Origin of the sequence: Cellulomonas sp. NPDC058312 (assembly GCF_042880135.1) — a bacterium.
Classification (GTDB): Bacteria; Actinomycetota; Actinomycetes; order Actinomycetales; family Cellulomonadaceae; genus Cellulomonas.
In genome coordinates, this window is the sequence record NZ_JBHVZE010000001.1 from 632,369 (window position 1) to 649,617 (window position 17,249).

Here is a 17,249-nt window from a genome sequence, read left to right on the forward strand (position 1 = left end):
GGGCGGGGGGGGGGGGGGGGGGGGGGGGGGGGGGGGGGGGGGGGGGCGCGGGGGGGGGCCGGGGGGGGGGGGCGGGGGGGGGGGGGGGGGGGGGGCCCCCCCCCCCCCCCCCCGACTCGGGTGGTCGCGGGCCGCTCCCCTCAGCATGCCGTCGCGGGTCGAGCACGCAGATCGCTGGACGTCGACCGACGCTTCCTGCTCCCGCCGGGATGCGGCAGCATCAGGGCATGATCGTCGACTTCGAGGCTCCGCTCTGGGAGTGGGACGCGCGCCGGACGGAGCACTGGACGTTCGTGAGCGTGCCGGAGGACGTGTCGGACGAGATCCTGGAGCGCGCGGGGGCGTTCGCCCGCGGGTTCGGGTCCCTGCGGGTGGAGGTCACCGTCGGCGGCACGACCTGGCGGACGTCGGTGTTCCCGTCGAAGACCGCGTACTGGCTGCCGGTGAAGAAGGCGGTCCGGTCGGCCGAGGGGTTGACGGTCGGCGACGCGGTGCGGGTGCGCCTGCGGGTCCTGGACGTCTGAGCGTCGCCGAGCCGAGCCGAGCCGGGCCGAGCCGGGCCGGGCCGGGCCGGGCTCAGGCGGCCAGGTCGACGACGCCGGCCGGCAGCGGCTCGACCGGAGCGGCCGCGATCTGCGGGACGTCGACCTCGGCCGTGCCGACTCCGGCGGCCGCGGCGTCGCGGGCGCGCTGCCGTCGGGCGCGCAGCACCGTCGCCACGGCGTGCACGCCGACGACCGCCCACACCGCGTTCGTGACCACCGACGGCCACACGCCGCTGCTCGCCGCGACCATGCCCATGAAGAGGCCGGACACCACGTTGGCGAGCTGGTAGCGGCCCGAGGTGGGAGCCCACTTCCCGCGGGTGACGAAGACGTAGGCGACGAGGCACGTGACCGCGCCGACCCAGCCGAGCGCGGTGACGAATGCGGACACGGGCGTGCTCCAGGTAGGACAGGGGGGTGGGTGGAGGAGTGCCGGGCTCCCGGGAGGGGATGCGCCGACAGCAGAATTCTGGGGCCGATCCGGGTTCAGCACAATCGAATGATGTTCCGACCGGGGTTCACCAGAACTGAATTAGGATGAATCGGTGCCCACCGATCCACGCCGCCTCGCCGTCCTCCTGGCCGTCCACCGTGCTGGGGGCGTCCTCGCCGCCGCCGACGTGCTGCACGTCACACCGTCGGCGGTGTCCCAGCAGATCACCCGGTTGGAAGCCGAGGAGGGGGTCGCCGTCCTCGACCGGGGACCCCGCGGCGCCACGCTGACCGCTGCCGGCCGCATCCTCGCGGAGGCTGCGGAGCGTATCGAGTCCGAGCTCGTCGAGGCCCGGAAGTCGCTCGCGGAGCTCGGCGGCGAGCTGTCGGGACGGGTCACGCTCGCAGGGTTCCAGACGGCGATCCGCGCGGTGGTCGCGCCGACCTTCGCCGTGGTCGCGGAGCACCACCCGGGCATCGAGCTGGTCGTCGAGGAGCGCGAGCCGGGGGAGTCGATGCGCCGGCTCCGCGAGGGCGACGCCGACATCGTGCTGCTGGAGCGGGACGAGGACTCCGACACCCACGTGCCCCGCGGGCAGCGTGACGTGGTGCTGCTCGAGGAGCCGTGGCGGCTCGTCCTGCCGAGCGCCGTCGCGACGCCTACGCAGCTGTCCGACCTCGAGGGCGTGACCTGGCTCGCGGCCGAGAAGAACACCGCCGCGGCGCGCGCGATGGGCCGGGTCACCGCGGCGCTCGGTCCGGTGACGGCCCGGCACGTCTACTACGACTTCGACGTCGCGCTCGCGCTGATCGCCGCGGGACAGGGTGTCGGTCTGCTGCCGGCGCTCGCGCTCCAGGGCGAGCTGCCCGAGGCGGTCACCGTCGCGACCGTGCCCGGGCTCGGGTCGCGGCGCCTCGTGGCCCGCCACCGTGCCACGCGCCGGGAGCCCGGCCCCGCGGTCGTCGCGGTGATCGAGGAGCTGCTGGGCGTCGCCTCGGGGCTCGACCTGGTCTGAGAGGGACGGGTCGGACCCTCCGTCCTGCCCGCGCCGCGCCGGACCGCCGCCCCTAGGCTCGCGGGCATGGACAGCGACGTGGTGGTGGTCGGCGCGGGCGTCGCGGGTCTGACGTGCGCCCGGGCGCTGCGGCGGCGCGGTCTGGACGTACGGGTCCTGGAGTCCGGGGACGTCGTCGGCGGCCGGGTGCGCAGCGAGCGGGTCGACGGCTTCACGCTCGACCGGGGTTTCCAGCTGCTCAACCCGGCCTACCCGGCGCTGCGCGACGTCGTGGACCTCGGTGCGCTGCGGCTGCAGCCGTTCCTCGCCGGGGTGGCCGTGCGGCGGGACGACGGGCTCGCGCTGCTGGCCGACCCGCGCCGCGCGCCGGCCCGGCTGCGGGAGACGCTCGGCAGCGGGTAACTGCGACCGGGCGAGCTGGTCGCGCTGGCGCGCTGGGCGGCGCCGGCGCTCGGTCCGGTCGAGGCGCTCGAGTCGGGGCCCGACGCGACGCTCGGTGCGTCGCTCACCGCCGCGGGGGTGCACGGGCGCATCCGGCACGAGGTGCTCGAGCCGTTCCTCGCCGGGGTGCTCGGCGACGAGTCGCAGACCACCTCGGCGGCGTTCGTCCGGCTGCTGGTCCGGTCGTTCCTGCGCGGGACACCGGGACTGCCGGTCGGCGGGATGGCGGCGCTGCCCGCTCGGCTCGCCGACGGGGTCGACGTGACGACCGGGGCCCGGGTGCAGGCGGTCACGGCGGTGCCGGGCGGGCAGGAGGTGCACGTCGACGGGTCCGTGCTGCGCGCCAGGGCGGTGGTCGTGGCGGCCGACCCGGTGACGGCGGCGCTGCTCACGGGGCTCGAGCCGCCGCGGATGCGAGGACTGGTCACGACGTGGTGGGCGGCCCAGGGCGTCGCGCGGACCGACGCGGTGGTCGTGGACGGCCGACGCCGGGGGCCGGTGGTGAACGCGGCGCTGGTCTCCGCGGTCGCGCCGTCGTACGCGCCGGCCGGTGCGCAGCTGGTCCAGGCGACGTGCGTGCTGCCGCCGTCCGGCGCTGCGGGGCCCGATGCGTCCGAGGTGCGTCGGCAGGCGGGCGAGATGCTCGGCGCCGACCCGCGCGGCTGGCTCGAGCTGGCGACGCACGAGGTGCGCGAGGCGCTGCCCGCGACCCCGCCACCGCTGCGGGTGCGCCGACCCGTCGACCTGGGCGACGGCCGCTACGTGTGCGGCGACCACCGGGACACGCCGTCGTTGCAGGGTGCGGTGGTCTCCGGCCGCCGGACCGCCGCGGCGGTGGCGCGCCGGCTGCTCGGCGACGGTCCGCGGGCGTGACCGGCGCGCCGGGACCTCACCCCGCCGGCACCCCGCGCACCGGCACCCCGCGCACCGGCAGCAGGTGCACGTCGGGCGGGGGGTCGGTCCGCAGCCGGGCGTGGGTCTCGACGTCGTACCGCCGGTCGCCGTAGCGCAGCCGCGCGCGTTCGACGCCCTCGGGCAGGAACCCGGCGCGGGCGGCGACGCGGCAGGACGCGGGGTTGTCGGTGCGGTGGCCGAGCTCGAGCCGGAACAGGTCGAGCCGTCCGAGCGCGAGGTCGGCGGCGGTGGCGAGCGCCCGGGTGGCGAGGCCCTGGCCGCGGACCCCGGTGCTCAGCCAGTACGACAGCCAGGCGGTCCCGTGGTGGGGCTCGACCGACCCGATGCCGACGCTGCCCACGACGCGCCCGGCGACCTCGACCGCGAGGTGGTGGTCGCGCGGCCCCCAGGCGGCGAGGGCGCCGGCGACCTCCGCGCAGCCGTCGAGGTCCCGCAGCGCCGCGGGGGGCAGCTGGCGGTCCAGGTCGGGGGAGGCCCGGACGGCGGTGAGCAGGTCCGCGGCGTCGGCCGGGCGCCAGGGCCGCAGCAGTGCCGTCGTGAGGGCGGCGTCAGGGGAGCGGGGCGGGCCGGCGGTGCGGGGAGCGGGTGGCACGCCCCGACGGTAGGGGCTGCGCGACGGCGGTGCCGGGTCGGTCCACCGGACGGGTGAACACGAACCGCCGCTGCGCCCCGAACCCCACGAGGTAGACGGTGGCCTCGGTGAGCACCTTCGCGGCGAGCAGCCCGACGCCGAGGCCGGTGAGCGCGCGGAGCAGCACGTAGCCCGCCGCGAGCAGCACCGTCGCGAGCAGGGCGTACCGGGTCGCCGACCGGCCGAACGGGGGCCGGTCGCGCCCCCGGCCGAACACCACCCGCCGGTTGACGGCGAAGTTCGTGGCGGCGCTGACCACCCGGGCGCCGACCACCGACCCCAGCAGCGACCCGGTGGCCGCGTGCAGGGCGAGCAGGACGAGGGTGTCCACGGCGAACGCCGCCAGCGACGACAGCGCGTACAGCAGCAGCGGGGTCAGCACCCGGACCGAGTCGGCGAGGGGCCGGAAGTGCGACGAGGCGTTGTGGTCCAGGTAGATCGTCGCGATCTCGACCTCCTCGACCGGCAGGCCCTGCGCGGCGGCGCGCAGCAGCAGGTTCAGCTCGTACTCGAACCGCTCGCCGCGCACCGACCGCAGCCAGGGCAGCAGCGCCGCGGGGTAGCCGCGCAGGCCGGTCTGCGTGTCGCGCAGCCGCAGCCCGGTCGTCAGGTGGAACGCCCGGGCGGTGACCCGGTTGCCGAGGACCGACCGGGCCGGGACGTCGCCCCGGAACGACCGCCAGCCGAGCACGGTCGCCGGCCGGTCGGCGGGCTGGGCGTCGAGCGCCGCGGCGACCCGCAGCACGTCGGCCACGGAGTGCTGGCCGTCGCTGTCGGCGCAGACGACGGCTTCCCCGGGGTGCTGCCGCTGCACGTAGGCGAACCCGGTCTTGAGCGCGCAGCCCTTGCCCCGGTTGCCCGGGTAGGTGAGCACCGTGCACCCGGGGCCGCGCACCCGGTCGAGCAGCGGGCGGTACGCGGGGCCGCTGCCGTCGTCGACGACCACGACGTGCACGTCCGGGGCCGAGGCGCGCAAGTCACCGACCAGGCGCACGAGGCGCTCGTCGGGCTCGTAGGCGGGGATGAGCACGATCACGGCTCAGCCCGCCACGTAGAGGATGTCGGAGGTCGCCCGCTCGGCGCCCTCGCCCAGCGGGTCGTTGACGAGCTCCCCGTCGAAGTACATCGTCGAGGAGCCGCCGCCGTCGAGGTTGTACGCGGTGGTCGCGCCGAGCGACTGCATGATCCCCGCGAGCTCGGTGAGGTCGACGCCCGCGCTGTACCCCGGGGACCGGCCGTCGACGACGACGAACACGAGGTGGTTCGCGTCGACGACGCCGACGGCGGTGCGGGGCTGGTCGCCCTGGATGGAGTGGTTGCCGACGTTGGTGTCGACCTCGACGTCCTCGATCCCGTCGACCACCTCGCCGTCGGTGACGATCGCCGGCCCGAACGACAGCGTGTTCCACACCCCGGCCGCCACGAGCTCGTCGGCGGTCGTCGTGGTCTCGTCGAAGACCTCCACGGTGCCGTCCCGGTAGAACGCCAGGCCCTCGCGCGCCCCCTCGTCGCGGTAGACGACGCCGTTGCGGATCACGATGCCCGTGTCGCGGAACCCGTAGTAGTCGCCGTTGACCGCGAACACCGCGTCGTTGGCCTGGGCGATCGCGGACGTCGTCGCGGTGATGTTCGTGCCGAACTGGTTGTTCGCGAACGCCGACCGCAGCACGGTGGCGTCGGACAGCGTCACGTCGGCGACGTAGTACGTGACCTGGTCGTCCCCGCTGCCGGTCACGACCGTGGAGATGCTGATCGTGGCGTCGTCGGAGGTGGCGGTCGTGCCCGAGACGGTTGCGCTCGTCGTCCCGTCCGTGCCCGCGTCCGTGCCCGTGTCGGCGGTGCCGGACTGCGCGGCCTCGTACGCCTGCACGTCGGCGATCTCCACGTGGTCGACGACGAACCGGTCGAGCGCCCAGGCGGTCCCGCCGCCGAGGGCGAGCACGAGCACGAGGGCGGCGGACAGCACGGCGCGGCGGACGCGGCGCGGGGGCCGGTGGTCGCGCGGGCGCCGGGCGGGACGAGGCTGGGAGCGGGGTCGGCGGGTCATGCCGACGAGCGTCGGACGCGGCCCCAGGGCGCACCCGTGCCCCGGCTGTGCGGCGGGTGTGAGGCGTCACACGCCCGCGCACACGGCGCCGGTGTTCCGTCGTGGGCACGAGGCCGGCGGACCAGCCGCGGGCCGACGCACGACGAGGTGGACGAGATGATGACAGTGATCGGCGGGGTCGACGCCGACCGCCTGCTCAAGGACAGGCACCGAGCCATGTGGGCGCTCGGGGACTACCCGGCGCTCGCCGCGGAGGTGATCGCCGGGCTCGGGCCGGCGCTGGTCGACGCCGTGGGCGTCCACCCCGGGGAGCACGTGCTCGACGTCGCCGCCGGGTCGGGGAACGCGGCGGTGCCCGCGGCGCTCGCGGGCGGTCGGGTGGTGGCCGCGGACCTGACGCCCGCGCTGCTCGAGGCGGGTCGCCGGGTCGCCGCGGACCGGGGGGTCGCGGTCGACTGGCAGGAGGCCGATGCGGAGGCGCTGCCGTTCGCGGACGGGGCGTTCGACGTGGTGATGTCGTGCGTCGGCGTGATGTTCGCGCCGCACCACGCGACGGCCGCGGCGGAGCTCGTCCGGGTCGCGCGGCCGGGCGGGCGCGTCGGGCTGCTGTCCTGGACGCCGGGCGGGTTCATCGGGCAGATGTTCGCGACGATGAAGCCGTACGCGCCCCCGCCCCCGCCCGGGGCGCAGCCGCCGCCGTTGTGGGGCGACGAGGACCACGTGCGTGGGCTGCTCGGCGACGCCGTGACCGACGTGCGCGTGGAGCGGCGGACCCTGACCGTCGACGCGTTCGCGACGCCCGAGGCGTTCCGGGACTACTTCGCGTCCCACTACGGCCCGACGATCGCCGTCCGCGGGGCGGTGTCGGGGGAGCCGGAGCGGGCGGCCGCGCTCGACGCCGACCTGGTGGACCTGGCGCGTCGTGCCGACCGCGGGCCGGTCGGCGGGCCGACGGTGCTCGACTGGGAGTACCTGCTCGTGACGGCGCGGGTGGCGGGCGGGTCGACGGCTTGACGCACGGGACCGGCGGGCGGCAGTGTGAGGTGGGTCACACTGTCGCCCGCGCCGCCCGGAGGTCGTCATGCCCACCCGACTGAACCCGTACCTCGGCTTCCGGGACGACGCCCGGCAGGCGATGGAGTTCTACCGCTCGGTGTTCGGCGGCGAGCTGACCCTGAGCACGTTCGGCGAGCTGCAGGCGAGCGACGACCCGGCGGAGCGGGACAAGATCATGCACGCGCAGCTCGAGACGCCCGGCGGTCTGGTCCTGATGGCCGCCGACACCCCGAACCGGATGCCCTACACGCCGGGCGACAACTTCTCGGTCTCGCTCAGCGGCGGCCCGGACTCGGACGCGGAGCTGCGCGGCTACTGGGCGGGACTGGTCGAGGGCGGCACCGTCGTCGAGGACCTCGCGGTCGCGCCCTGGGGTGACGCGTTCGGCATGGTCAAGGACCGGTTCGGCACCCTGTGGCTCGTCAACATCGCCGGAGCCGCAGCCTGAGCCGACGGGCCGGGCCGGGGCGGGCGCCCGCCAGGACGGTGACCGTGCCGTGGCCGCCGGGATCACGCTGCTCGGACCTCCCGCGGTGCGGGGGGCCGGGGACGCGCCCGGGGTCGGCGGCGCACCCGGTCCGCGGGGCACCAAGGCGTGGCTGCTGCTCGCCTACCTGGTGCTCGCCGAGCGGCCGGTGCCGCGCGCCCGGCTCGCGCGGCTGCTGGTCGACGACGCCGACGACCCCGGTGCCGCGCTGCGCTGGAACCTCTCGCAGCTCCGCCGGACGCTCGCGGGCGTGGCGGACGTCGGCGGGGACCCGGTGGCCCTGGACCTGCGGCCCGGGGCCGTCGTCGACGTCCGCGTGCTCGCGCACGGGCCGGTGGAGCGGGCGCTCGCGCTGCCCGGGTTCGGGGGCGCCCTGCTGGAGGGGGTGGTTCCGCGCGGGAGCGCCGCGCTCGAGCTGTGGCTGGCGGGGGAGCGCGAGCGCGTCGCCGGTCTGACGGCGGGCGTCCTGCACGAGGCCGCCCACGCGCGCCTCGCCCGCGGGGACGCCGCCGGCGCCGTGGCGCTGGCCGCCCGCCTGGTCGAGGCCGAGCCGCTCGCCGAGCGCGGGCACGAGCTGTGGGTGCGGGCGCTGCTGGCCGCCGGAGACCGGGCCGGTGCCGAGCGGCGCGCGGCCCGCAGCGCTGAGCTGCTGCGGCGCGAGCTCGGGGTCGAGCCCTCGCCCGGCCTGACCGCGGCGCTGGGACCCGCGCCCGCGCCCGCGCCGTCGCCCGCGGCGGTGGACGCCGCGGTCGAGGGCGGCGACGGCGCGGCGACGGCGGGGGCGTACGAGCGGGCGATCGAGCTGCTCCGCGCGGCGCTCGCCGGGGCGCGGGCGCTGGACGACCCGGCGCGCGTCGCCCGGGCGTCCGGTGCGCTCGGGCGGGTGCTGGTGCACGGGGTGCGGGGCAGCGACGAGGAGGCCGTAGCGGTGCTGCACGGCGCGCTGCTGGCCGCCCGTCGCGCCGACGACCCGCGGGTCGCCGCGCGCGCCGCCCTGGAGCTCGGGCACGTCGAGCTGCTGCGCGGTCGGTACCCGCGGGCGGCGTCCTGGTTCGACCGCGCGCTGCGGCTCGACGGCGCCGACCCCCGGCTGCGGGCCTGGGTGGGGGTGTTCGCGGGGATGGCGCTGAGCGACCGCGCGGAGTACCCGGCGGCCGCCACGACGCTCGGTGCGGCGGTCGACGACGCCCGGGCGGCCCGGGCCCCGCGGGCCGAGGCGTACGCGCTGACGGCGCTCGGCCGGGGTCACGTGCTGCTCGACGAGCGCGACGAGGCGCGCCGCCGGCTCGATGAGGCGTGCGAGGTGGCGCAGGAGGCGGGCGCCACGTCGTTCCTGCCGTTCCCGCGCGCCCTGCGGGCCGAGGTGCTGCTGCGCGACGGCGACCTCGACGGCGCCGGTGCGGGGCTCGAGGGTGCGTACGCGCTCGCCTGCCAGGTCGGCGACCCGTGCTGGGAGGCCTACGCGCTGCGTGGTCGCGGGCTGCTCGCCGCGGCGCGGGGTGACGGCGCGACCGCGCTGGCGCTGCTCGCCGAGGCGCCCGCGGCATGCCGCCGGCAGCGCGACGCCCACGACTGGGTGCAGGCGCACGCGCTCGACGCCCTGTGCGGGTACGCCGTCCCGCACGGCGTGCCGGGCGCGCCCGGCTGGGTCGACGAGCTGGAGGCGTTCGCGGCGCGGCGGGGGATGACCGAGCTCGTCGCGCGTGCGGCCCTGCACCGGGCCGCGCTCGGGCAGGCGGGCGCCGCCGAGCACGCCGCGGCGCTGGTCGCCGGGGTGGCGAACCCGTGGCTCGCGCGCACCGCGGCGGGGGTGGTGGCGCGGGCGGCCGCGCGGGGGTGAGGCGCGGGCGGTGCCGTGGGGTGAGGCGCGGGCGGTGCCGTGGGGTGAGTCGCGCAGGGGCGCCGCAGGATCCGCCTCGCGTCACGAGCGGTCGCCCAGCCCTCCACAGGACGTCCGGGTGCGCGTCGTCCCCAGATGAGGGCGTCGTGGGCCCCGAGGTCCTGCTCGCCTTCGTAGCGTCGGAACCGCGGAAGAAGGGAGCGCGATGCGTGACAGGGTGCGTTACATTTTCTGGGAGGCGGTCGAGCTGATCTGGTCCGAGGAGTCCGAGGACCACATCGCGCGGCACGCCGTCACGCCGGAGGAGGTGCACGAGGTGGTCGCCGAACGCTACGCGCGGGTGCGGGGGCGTGCCGGGGTGAGCCTGGTGTACGGCCGGACCCGCGGAGGCCGCCCGCTCCTGGTCGTCCTGGCGCCCACCGAGGCCGGCGCGGCGACGGTCGTGACCGCCCGGGACCTGACACCGGCCGAGCGTCGGTCGGTGCGACGAAAGGGGTCGCGATGACCGAGGACGTGGACAGCCTGCGGGACTACTACGACACCACCGACACCAGCGAGGCGCTCGAGGCGGCGCAGGTCGTGGAGCCCGGCGGGGGCGCCACGATGGTCGGCATCACGATCCGGCTGCCCGTCGCGACGCTGGATGCGGCGCGCGCCCTCGCCCGGGACGACGGCGTGAAGGTCACCGCGCTGCTGAGGGCCTGGGTGGAGCAGCAGGTCGCCGAGCGCGTCGACGACACCTCCGTGATCCCGGTCGCGGAGCTGCGACGCCTGATCGCGCGCGCGTCCCGGGACTCGCGCGGCGGCTGAGCCGCGGGACGGCTGCCGACACATCGACCCGCGCCCGGCCCGCACGTCCGGCCCGCACGTCCGGCCCGCACGTCCGGCTCACGCGCTCCGCGCGCCCCTCGGCTCACACCCCCGGAGCGCAGGGCCCGCGTCCGAGCTCGGCGAGCCCGGTGAGGTCGCCCGCCTGGAACGTCGCGACCCCCGTGGTGGGGTTCATCATCTGGGTGGGGTCGTCGACGTGGTCGAGGCCGACGACGTGGGCGAGCTCGTGCCGGAGGACGGCGAGGTAGGCGGCCGGGTCGTGGTCGGCGTGCAGCAGCTCGGGGTCGAGGTACACGGTGCCGGAGACGAAGTGCTGCCTTCCGGACCGGCTGCTCGCGCTGTTGACCTGGGCGATGCCCGCGACCGTGCCGGCCAGCTCGGGCACGTCGGTCGGGTTCCCGAAGCCCACCAGCACCGGGGCCCACCGGTCGCCGTAGAGCTCGGGCTGGAACATCGGCCGCTCGAGCCCGGTGGGCTCGTCGACCTCGCCGTCCACCGTGAACGTCAGTCCGGTCGCGGCCGCGACCTCCGCCACCGCGGCGGCCACGTCGGCCTCGAAGTCCACGGGCGCGGCCGTCGTGTCGACGACCACGTGCACAGGGCGGCAGGGCGACCAGGTGACCGGGACCTGGGCGCCGTCGACGTCCTGCATCTCCTGGAACGCGTACGACGGGTCCGGCGCGGTGACGTCGACCGCCGGCGCGATCCGCTCGTCCGACTCCTCGTACCCGGGTCGGGGGTAGCTGCGCGACGAGGCGGGCCGCAGCTCCGGGAACGCCCACGACGGGCCCACGACGCCGCGCTCGGCGAGCCAGTCCACGGCGACGAGCGAGGCCAGCACCCCGATCACCAGGCACAGCACGGCGGCGGTGAGCGAGGGACGACGTCGGCGGCGGGTCACACCGACTCATCGGCGCGACCCCCCGCCCGGTTGAGTCTCCGGGGCGGAGGTCCCCCGGCTGCCTCGGTCCTCCGGCTGCCTCAGTCCTCCAGCTCGTCCAGCAGGCCGCCGCCGACCCAGTCGTCGATCGCGGCCTCGTCGGCGGCGGTCAGCTCCATGCGGGCGCCCCGGCACAGGCCCACGACGTTGTCCGCCCACGCCTCGGCGATGTCCTCGGCGGTGACGGTGCTGTCCAGCTCCAGGCCGGAGTAGAGCACGCCGGACAGGACGAAGTTCACCGTCGAGCGACCGACGGCCGCGCCGGCCTCCTGGCACTTGTCCCGGACGCGGCGGGCCGTGGCGGCGCGCTCGAACGGGTGCGCGCGGACGTCCTCGGCGAGGGTGGTCAGCAGCACCCGGTAGTTGTCCTGGCTGAGGCCGGGGGTGTCGGTGACGGCGATGACCTGGCGCTGCAGGGCCGTCGGGTCGGTGCCCTCGGACGCGGCGCCGGGCAGGTCGGCCTCGCCGAACCGCTTGGGGTCCCACACGTAGCCGGGGGACGGCCGGGCGGCGACGCCGAGCTCGGGCACGGCCTGCGCGAGCCACGGCAGGAACCCGCCGGTGCCGTTCCAGCGCGAGCCGGGCAGCGAGGGGTCGGCCTTCTGGGCGGCCTGCGCGACGGCGCCGGTGGGCACGGGGCGGTCGGCGGACCGCACCCGCTGCAGCACCGCGCGCCGGGCGGCGAGCGAGCCGGCGGCGGGCGCGGCGGCCTGGGTGTCCTTGCGGCCCCCGCGCGCGGCGGGCTCGGTCGTCGACGCGGCGGCGGTCGCACCCGGGCCCGCCGGGGCGCCGGTGCCGGTCGCCTGCTCGGTGGCCGGCGCGTTCCGGTCGGTCGCGGCGGCGGCGGTCGCCGTGCCGGCGTGGTCGGTGTCGTCCGCGCCGTCGCCGTGGTCGACGGTGACCAGCTCGGCGAGGTCGTCGGCGGTGATGACGGTGTCGGCGACGGCCCGGTAGGCGCTGGCCGCGGGGCTCGCGGTGATGATGGTGACCCGGCGGTCGGCGGCGCGGCACCGCTGCACCAGCGGCGTGAAGTCGGCGTCGGCGGACACGATGACGAACTCGTCGTACCGGGTGTCGGCGTCGAGCGCGTCGACCGCGTCGAGCACCAGGTTGATGTCGGCGCTGCTCTTGCCCTGCTGGGTCAGCGACGGGCAGTCGACGACCTGGAAGCCGGCGCGCGTGAAGTTCGGCCGGTAGCGGGAGAACACCGACGGGTTGAGGTAGCAGGCCCGCACGAGGAACCGGCGGTTGAAGTCGCCGTCGGCGTCGGTGCCGTTCTCCAGCTCCGCGAGCCAGTGCCCGGGGTCGGACGCGAACGCCTCCGCGGCGTCGGGGTCGAGGCGGCGCAGGCCGATGTAGACGTTGTCGAAGTCGACGAACATCGCGGCACGCAGGCGGCGCGGGGAGTCGAGGCGGTCGGTTTCCAGGGCGGACGTCACGGCCCCATCCTGCCCCCTCGCGCGGTCGACCTCCTGCCGGACGCCCCCGGACGGCCCTCGTACACTGGCCCGGTGCCGAGCAGGAGCCGGGCGGTGACCCGTGGACGTCCGTGACCTCCTCACCACCCCGGGCCTGGGGCTGAGCGTGGTCGCGGCCGAGCGGGACGCCCTCGACCGTCCGGTGACCGCCGCCTACATCACCGACCTGCCGGACCCGTCGCGGTTCCTGTCGACGGGCGACGTGGTGCTGACGTCCGGCCTGTGGCTGGACCGCCCGGACGGCGCGGAGACGTTCCTCGGAGCGCTGGCGCGGCAGGACGTCGCCGCCCTGATCGTCGGGCTGATCGAGATCGGCGTGATCCCGGACGAGGTGATCGCGATCTGCCGGGCGCGCGGCCTGACGCTCCTGACGGTGTCCCCGGGGGTGTCGTTCCGGCAGATCGCGGACGAGATCGCGGCCCGGCAGCCGGGGTCGGCCGCGGGGCTCGCGACCCGGACGATGCGGTTCAGCCGCCGGATCGCGGACACGGTGTCGCGCGGCGGCGGCGTGGCGGAGCTGCTGGCGCAGTTCTCCGCGGAGTTCTCGATCGGCTGCTGGGTGATCGACGAGACCGGGATGCTGCTCGCGTCGGTCGGCGCCGCCCCGGACCGCGCGCAGGTCGCCGAGCAGTGGAACGCCGTCATCGCCCGGGAGCACGACAAGCGCGTCATCGTGCCCGGCGGCCGCGGCGGGGCCGACCAGGGCCCGGTGACGATCACCCGCACCGGGGCGCGCGACCGGTCGGGGTTCTTCGGGTGCTGGGGCGACCACCGGTCGTTCTCCGACGAGGTCGCGCTCGCGATGGACGCGCTGGTCGGGGCGCTGCGGGTGGAGATGGAGCTCGCCGGGCGCTGGCGGGAGACCCGCGACGCGCAGGTGGCGGGGCTCATCACGTCGATCCGCGACCAGGAGGCCTCACCGGGGGCGATCTCCGCGCGGATGCGCCTGGAGGGGCTGGGGCCGCAGGACGAGACGACGATCGTCGCCGCGCAGGTCGACGACCCCCGGTTCCCGCAGGCCGCGGTGCTGGAGATGCTGCAGCGGACCCTGTCGGCCCGCGGGCACCGGGTGATGGGCTGCCGGTCGCAGGACCTGGTGGTGCTGCTGGTCAACGGCCCCGGCGACGACGACCGGCCGCTCGCGGAGCACCTCGCGGAGGAGTACCACCTGCTGCTCGCGGGCCGGCAGCTGCGCGTCGGGATGAGCGACCCGGTCAGCGGGGTCAGCCGGCTGAACTCCGCGATCGCCACCGCCGTCGAGCGGGTGCAGAACGCGTCCGGCACCGAGCCCGTGGTGGTGTCGACGTCGCTGCACGTGCAGACGCACCGGGCGCTGCTGCGGATGCTGGGGGAGAGCACCCGCGCCGGGTACGCGCGCGAGGTGCTGGCGCCGCTGCTGTCCTACGACGAACGGCACAACGCCGACCTGGTGGGGACGCTGCGCGCGTTCCTCGACGGCGGCGGGGCGTGGCAGGAGACGGCCCGGCAGCTGCACCTGCACACGAACACGCTGCGCTACCGGATCGCGCGCATCGAGGAGCTCACCAACCGCGACATGAGCACGATGTCCGACCGGGTGGACATGTTCCTGGCGATGACCTGCCTGGACGAGTCGGAGTAGGTCAGGCGAACCGCATCGTCGGGATGCCGAAGGCCCGCGGGTCCGGCACCCGCAGGAGCGCGGGCGCGACGACCTCCTCCACCAGGATCTCGACCGTGTAGTGCGCCTCGGCCCCGAGCAGGTGGCCGGCGAACGCCGCCGCGGCCGCGTTCTTGACCCCCACCGCGAGGTGCAGGTGCGGGGTGGCGGCGCCGGCGTCGGCGTCCCAGAGGATCGTGCCGCTGCCGATGCCCTCGGTGTAGGTCACCGTGACCTCCTGCGGCAGGGGCGGCTCCTGGTCGGCGACGGGCTGGTCCGCGGCGATGAACCGCGCGGTGCGGAACGCGCCGGAGAACACCGGGACGAACCCCTGCCGGATGCCGTGCTCGGCGCAGGCCCGGGCCAGCGAGCCCAGCACCTCGTCGCCGGGCTCCAGGACGATCGCGACGCGGCGGCCCGTGGTGACCTCGCTGCTCTGCACGTCAGAGCGCCCCGGCCGGGTCGAGAGCGAGCGCGGGCACGGCGGCGCCGACCGCCTCGGCGTACGCGCGGATCTCGGCGAGCAGCGCGGCCTTGCCGGCGTCGGGCAGGAACGACGACACCACCGCGTTCGCGGCGAGCACGCCGACCTGGTCCTCGGTGACGGTCCCGGCGGCGAGCAGCGCGCGCACGGCGTCGTCGAGGTAGCCGCCGAAGTACGCCGGGTCGTCGGAGTGCACCGACGCGCGCAGGCCCTCGTCGAGCATGACGGCGATCGGGTGGTCCGCGAGGTCGGGGCCGGCGGTGCGCAGCGCGACGTTGGACAGCGGGCACACGGTCAGCGGGGTGCGGGTCTCGCGCAGGTGCGCGACCAGCTCGACGTCCTCCAGCGCGCGGTTGCCGTGGTCGATCCGCTCGGCGCCGAGCACGTCCAGGGCCTCCCAGACGTAGTCCGGCCCGCCCTCCTCACCGGCGTGGGCGACGCGGCGCAGGCCCTCGGCGGCGGCGCGCTCGTAGACGTCGCGGAACAGCGCGGGCGGGAACCCCACCTCGCTGGAGTCCAGGCCGACGCCCAGCAGCAGCGCGCGGTGCGGGAGCACGGACTCGAGGGTCGCCATCGCCGCCTCGGGCCCGAGGTGCCGCAGGAAGCAGACGATCAGCCCGCCGGACATGCCGTGCGCCGCGCGGGCGTCGGCGAGCGCCGCGGACAGGCCGAGCAGCACGTCCTCGACCGGGACCCCGCGGGCGGTGTGCGACTGCGGGTCGACGAACACCTCGGCGTGCCGGACGCCGGCCGCCGCGGCGCGGGCGAGGTAGCGGGCGCCGAGGTCGTGGAAGTCCTGCCGGGTGCGCAGCACGTCGAGGTTCGTGTAGTAGACGTCGAGGAAGTCCTGCAGGTCCCGGAACGGGGCGCCGCGCCCGGCGCCGGTCGGGACCGGGACGCCGTTGCGCTCGGCGAGCACGCGGATGAGGTCGGCGTCCAGCGTGCCCTCGATGTGCACGTGCAGTTCAGCCGTCGGCCACACGTCTCGCTCCTGGTCCCTCGGTGGTCGCCGCGGGTCCGCCCCAGGCGGTCCCCACGCTCGTCCCGGAAGCCAACCACAGGGCGCTGGCCTGCTGCCTCGTGCGATCCACCAACGACGCGCGGCCGCCGCGGGGGTGCCCCCTGGGCGATCCGCCGGGGCCGTGCAGGACCGCCGTCGTCGTGTGACGAACGCGTGACACGACGGTGCGGTCGCACAACGGACCGCACGGCCGGGGGCGGGGGAGTTCGGAGGATCCCACATGGCGACGACGACGCGCGGGCCTGTGTGATGGAGGTCGTCGCCGGCCAGCACCGGCGCGCAGCTCCCCCCCAGGCACCGCGGCCACCCGAGGACCGGGTGGCCGCACGACGTGATCGAGGTTGACGTGACCCGCACCATCACGACCCCGCGCCGCCCGCGCCGCACCGCCGGCCTGGTCGCCGCGGTCGCCGCCGCCGGCCTGCTGCTGTCGGCCTGCTCGGGCTCCGACGACGACGCGGCCGCGGACGGCGCGAGCCCCGGCGCCGAGTCGTTCGACGCGGTCAGCGTGCAGCTGTCCTGGCTGAAGAACCAGCAGTTCGCGGGCGAGTACGTGGCCGTCGAGGACGACCTCTACACGGACGCCGGCTTCCCGGAGGTCACGCTGACCGCGGGCGGGTCGTCGGCCACCAGCGCCGAGGCCGCCGTCGCGACCGGCCAGGCGTTCGTGGGCCTGTCCTCGCCGCTGATCACCGCGCCCGCGATCCAGGGGGGCGCGGAGCTGAAGATCATCGGGGCGACCTACCAGCGCAACCCGTTCGCGCTGGTGTCCGCGGACTCCGCGCCGATCACCGGGCCGGACGACCTGCCCGGCACGACCATCGCGGTCTCCGACTCGAACACGCTGGTGTGGAACGCGTTCCTCGCGGCGAACGACCTGGACGACTCCGACGTCACCACGGTGCCGCTGTCCGACACGTCGATGCTCACCACCGGCCAGGTCGACGGGTTCATCGGCTACACCACGACCGGCGCCGCGGCGCTGGAGAACGCCGGGTTCGCGGCCACCGAGTTCCTGCTGGCCGACGAGGGCCTGCCGATGGTCGGCGAGGTGCTCGTCACCTCGCAGGAGGCCATCGACGACAAGCCCGAGCAGGTCAAGGCGTTCCTGCTCGCGACGGTCCGGGGCTGGCAGGGCGCGCTCGCCGACCCCGCCCGGGCCGTGGACCTGACGGTCAACACCTACGGCAAGGAGCAGCAGTACGACGCCGACGCGGTGACGCTGTCGTTCGACCGCCAGGCCACCCTGATCGAGACGGACGAGACCGCCGCGAACGGCATCCTCACCGTCTCCGACGAGCTGCAGCAGGGCACGATCGAGTCGCTCGCGTTCGCCGGTGTCGACATCGACGCCGCCGACCTGTTCGACCTCTCCCTCCTCGATGAGGTGTACGCCGAGAACCCGGACCTGCTCCCGTGACGTCCCCCCGTTCCACGCCCACTCCC

The 17,249-nt window shown here is 76.3% G+C and carries 19 protein-coding genes; 11 read left to right on the forward strand and 8 right to left on the reverse strand.

Going from position 1 to position 17,249, the window contains the following annotated elements; all coding sequences use genetic code 11:
• Positions 1–227: 227 nt before the first annotated feature.
• Complete coding sequence (locus ACFVXN_RS02900; RefSeq protein ID WP_389226959.1) at positions 228–524, forward strand: DUF1905 domain-containing protein; 297 nt, start codon at positions 228–230, stop codon at positions 522–524.
• A 52-nt stretch (positions 525–576) separates the two neighbouring features.
• Here ACFVXN_RS02900 and ACFVXN_RS02905 read toward each other — a convergent pair whose 3' ends face one another.
• Positions 577–936 (reverse strand): hypothetical protein, encoded by a 360-nt coding sequence (locus ACFVXN_RS02905; RefSeq protein WP_389226962.1) that lies wholly within the window; start codon positions 934–936, stop codon positions 577–579.
• A 154-nt stretch (positions 937–1,090) separates the two neighbouring features.
• Between ACFVXN_RS02905 and ACFVXN_RS02910 the strand changes: the two genes are divergently transcribed.
• From ACFVXN_RS02910 to ACFVXN_RS02920, 3 genes are all read left to right on the forward strand, one after another.
• Positions 1,091–1,993, forward strand: coding sequence for a LysR family transcriptional regulator (locus ACFVXN_RS02910; protein WP_389226965.1), 903 nt, complete (start codon positions 1,091–1,093; stop codon positions 1,991–1,993).
• A 66-nt stretch (positions 1,994–2,059) separates the two neighbouring features.
• Positions 2,060–2,395, forward strand: a complete 336-nt coding sequence (locus tag ACFVXN_RS02915; RefSeq protein ID WP_389226968.1) for an FAD-dependent oxidoreductase — start codon at positions 2,060–2,062, stop codon at positions 2,393–2,395.
• A gap of 117 nt (positions 2,396–2,512) precedes the next feature.
• A complete protein-coding gene (locus ACFVXN_RS02920) occupies positions 2,513–3,307 on the forward strand; it encodes an FAD-dependent oxidoreductase (RefSeq protein WP_389226972.1) in 795 nt (264 codons plus the stop codon).
• Positions 3,308–3,323: 16 nt separating this feature from the next.
• On the opposite strand, the gene ACFVXN_RS02925 is transcribed toward ACFVXN_RS02920, so the two are convergent.
• Genes ACFVXN_RS02925 through ACFVXN_RS02935 form a run of 3 tightly spaced genes read right to left on the reverse strand, consistent with a single transcriptional unit; the run spans position 3,324 to position 6,027 of the window.
• Entirely contained in the window at positions 3,324–3,941 is a 618-nt protein-coding gene (locus ACFVXN_RS02925) for a GNAT family N-acetyltransferase (protein ID WP_389226975.1), read from the reverse strand.
• Complete coding sequence (locus ACFVXN_RS02930; protein WP_389226978.1) at positions 3,898–5,016, reverse strand: glycosyltransferase; 1,119 nt, start codon at positions 5,014–5,016, stop codon at positions 3,898–3,900. Before ACFVXN_RS02930 ends, ACFVXN_RS02925 begins: the two co-directional genes overlap by 44 nt.
• 3 nt (positions 5,017–5,019) lie before the next feature.
• Positions 5,020–6,027: a phosphodiester glycosidase family protein gene (locus ACFVXN_RS02935; RefSeq protein ID WP_389226981.1), complete on the reverse strand. Its 1,008-nt coding sequence runs from the start codon at positions 6,025–6,027 to the stop codon at positions 5,020–5,022.
• A gap of 156 nt (positions 6,028–6,183) precedes the next feature.
• On the opposite strand from ACFVXN_RS02935, the gene ACFVXN_RS02940 reads away from it, so the two are divergent.
• From ACFVXN_RS02940 to ACFVXN_RS02960, 5 genes are all read left to right on the forward strand, one after another.
• Complete coding sequence (locus ACFVXN_RS02940) at positions 6,184–7,041, forward strand: class I SAM-dependent methyltransferase (protein ID WP_389226984.1); 858 nt, start codon at positions 6,184–6,186, stop codon at positions 7,039–7,041.
• A 67-nt stretch (positions 7,042–7,108) separates the two neighbouring features.
• Positions 7,109–7,531: a VOC family protein gene (locus ACFVXN_RS02945; RefSeq protein WP_389226987.1), complete on the forward strand. Its 423-nt coding sequence runs from the start codon at positions 7,109–7,111 to the stop codon at positions 7,529–7,531.
• A gap of 49 nt (positions 7,532–7,580) precedes the next feature.
• The gene (locus ACFVXN_RS02950; protein WP_389226990.1) at positions 7,581–9,410 is read left to right on the forward strand and encodes a BTAD domain-containing putative transcriptional regulator; all 1,830 of its coding nucleotides are present in this window, start codon (positions 7,581–7,583) and stop codon (positions 9,408–9,410) included.
• A gap of 205 nt (positions 9,411–9,615) precedes the next feature.
• Positions 9,616–9,915: a hypothetical protein gene (locus ACFVXN_RS02955; RefSeq protein WP_389226993.1), complete on the forward strand. Its 300-nt coding sequence runs from the start codon at positions 9,616–9,618 to the stop codon at positions 9,913–9,915.
• Positions 9,912–10,220, forward strand: a complete 309-nt coding sequence (locus ACFVXN_RS02960) for a hypothetical protein (protein WP_389226996.1) — start codon at positions 9,912–9,914, stop codon at positions 10,218–10,220. The genes ACFVXN_RS02955 and ACFVXN_RS02960 overlap by 4 nt, the downstream gene beginning before the upstream one ends.
• Positions 10,221–10,323: 103 nt before the next feature.
• Here the strand turns inward: ACFVXN_RS02960 and ACFVXN_RS02965 are convergent, their stop codons facing one another.
• Both ACFVXN_RS02965 and ACFVXN_RS02970 read right to left on the reverse strand, forming a co-directional pair.
• Entirely contained in the window at positions 10,324–11,142 is an 819-nt protein-coding gene (locus tag ACFVXN_RS02965) for a matrixin family metalloprotease (RefSeq protein ID WP_389226999.1), read from the reverse strand.
• An 80-nt stretch (positions 11,143–11,222) separates the two neighbouring features.
• Positions 11,223–12,620, reverse strand: coding sequence for an NYN domain-containing protein (locus ACFVXN_RS02970; RefSeq protein WP_389227002.1), 1,398 nt, complete (start codon positions 12,618–12,620; stop codon positions 11,223–11,225).
• Between the two features lie 100 nt (positions 12,621–12,720).
• On the opposite strand from ACFVXN_RS02970, the gene ACFVXN_RS02975 reads away from it, so the two are divergent.
• Positions 12,721–14,280 carry a PucR family transcriptional regulator gene (locus ACFVXN_RS02975; protein ID WP_389227005.1) on the forward strand — a complete coding sequence of 520 codons (1,560 nt, stop codon included), beginning with the start codon at positions 12,721–12,723 and terminating at the stop codon, positions 14,278–14,280.
• Between the two features lies 1 nt (position 14,281).
• Here the strand turns inward: ACFVXN_RS02975 and ACFVXN_RS02980 are convergent, their stop codons facing one another.
• On the reverse strand, positions 14,282–14,740 hold the full coding sequence (locus ACFVXN_RS02980; RefSeq protein WP_389227008.1) for a PPC domain-containing DNA-binding protein: 459 nt from the start codon (positions 14,738–14,740) through the stop codon (positions 14,282–14,284).
• 1 nt (position 14,741) lies between these two features.
• Positions 14,742–15,764, reverse strand: coding sequence for an adenosine deaminase (gene add / locus ACFVXN_RS02985; RefSeq protein WP_389227011.1), 1,023 nt, complete (start codon positions 15,762–15,764; stop codon positions 14,742–14,744).
• Positions 15,765–16,149: 385 nt separating this feature from the next.
• Between add and ACFVXN_RS02990 the strand changes: the two genes are divergently transcribed.
• Positions 16,150–17,223, forward strand: a complete 1,074-nt coding sequence (locus ACFVXN_RS02990) for an ABC transporter substrate-binding protein (protein ID WP_389227014.1) — start codon at positions 16,150–16,152, stop codon at positions 17,221–17,223.
• Positions 17,224–17,249 lie beyond the last annotated feature (26 nt).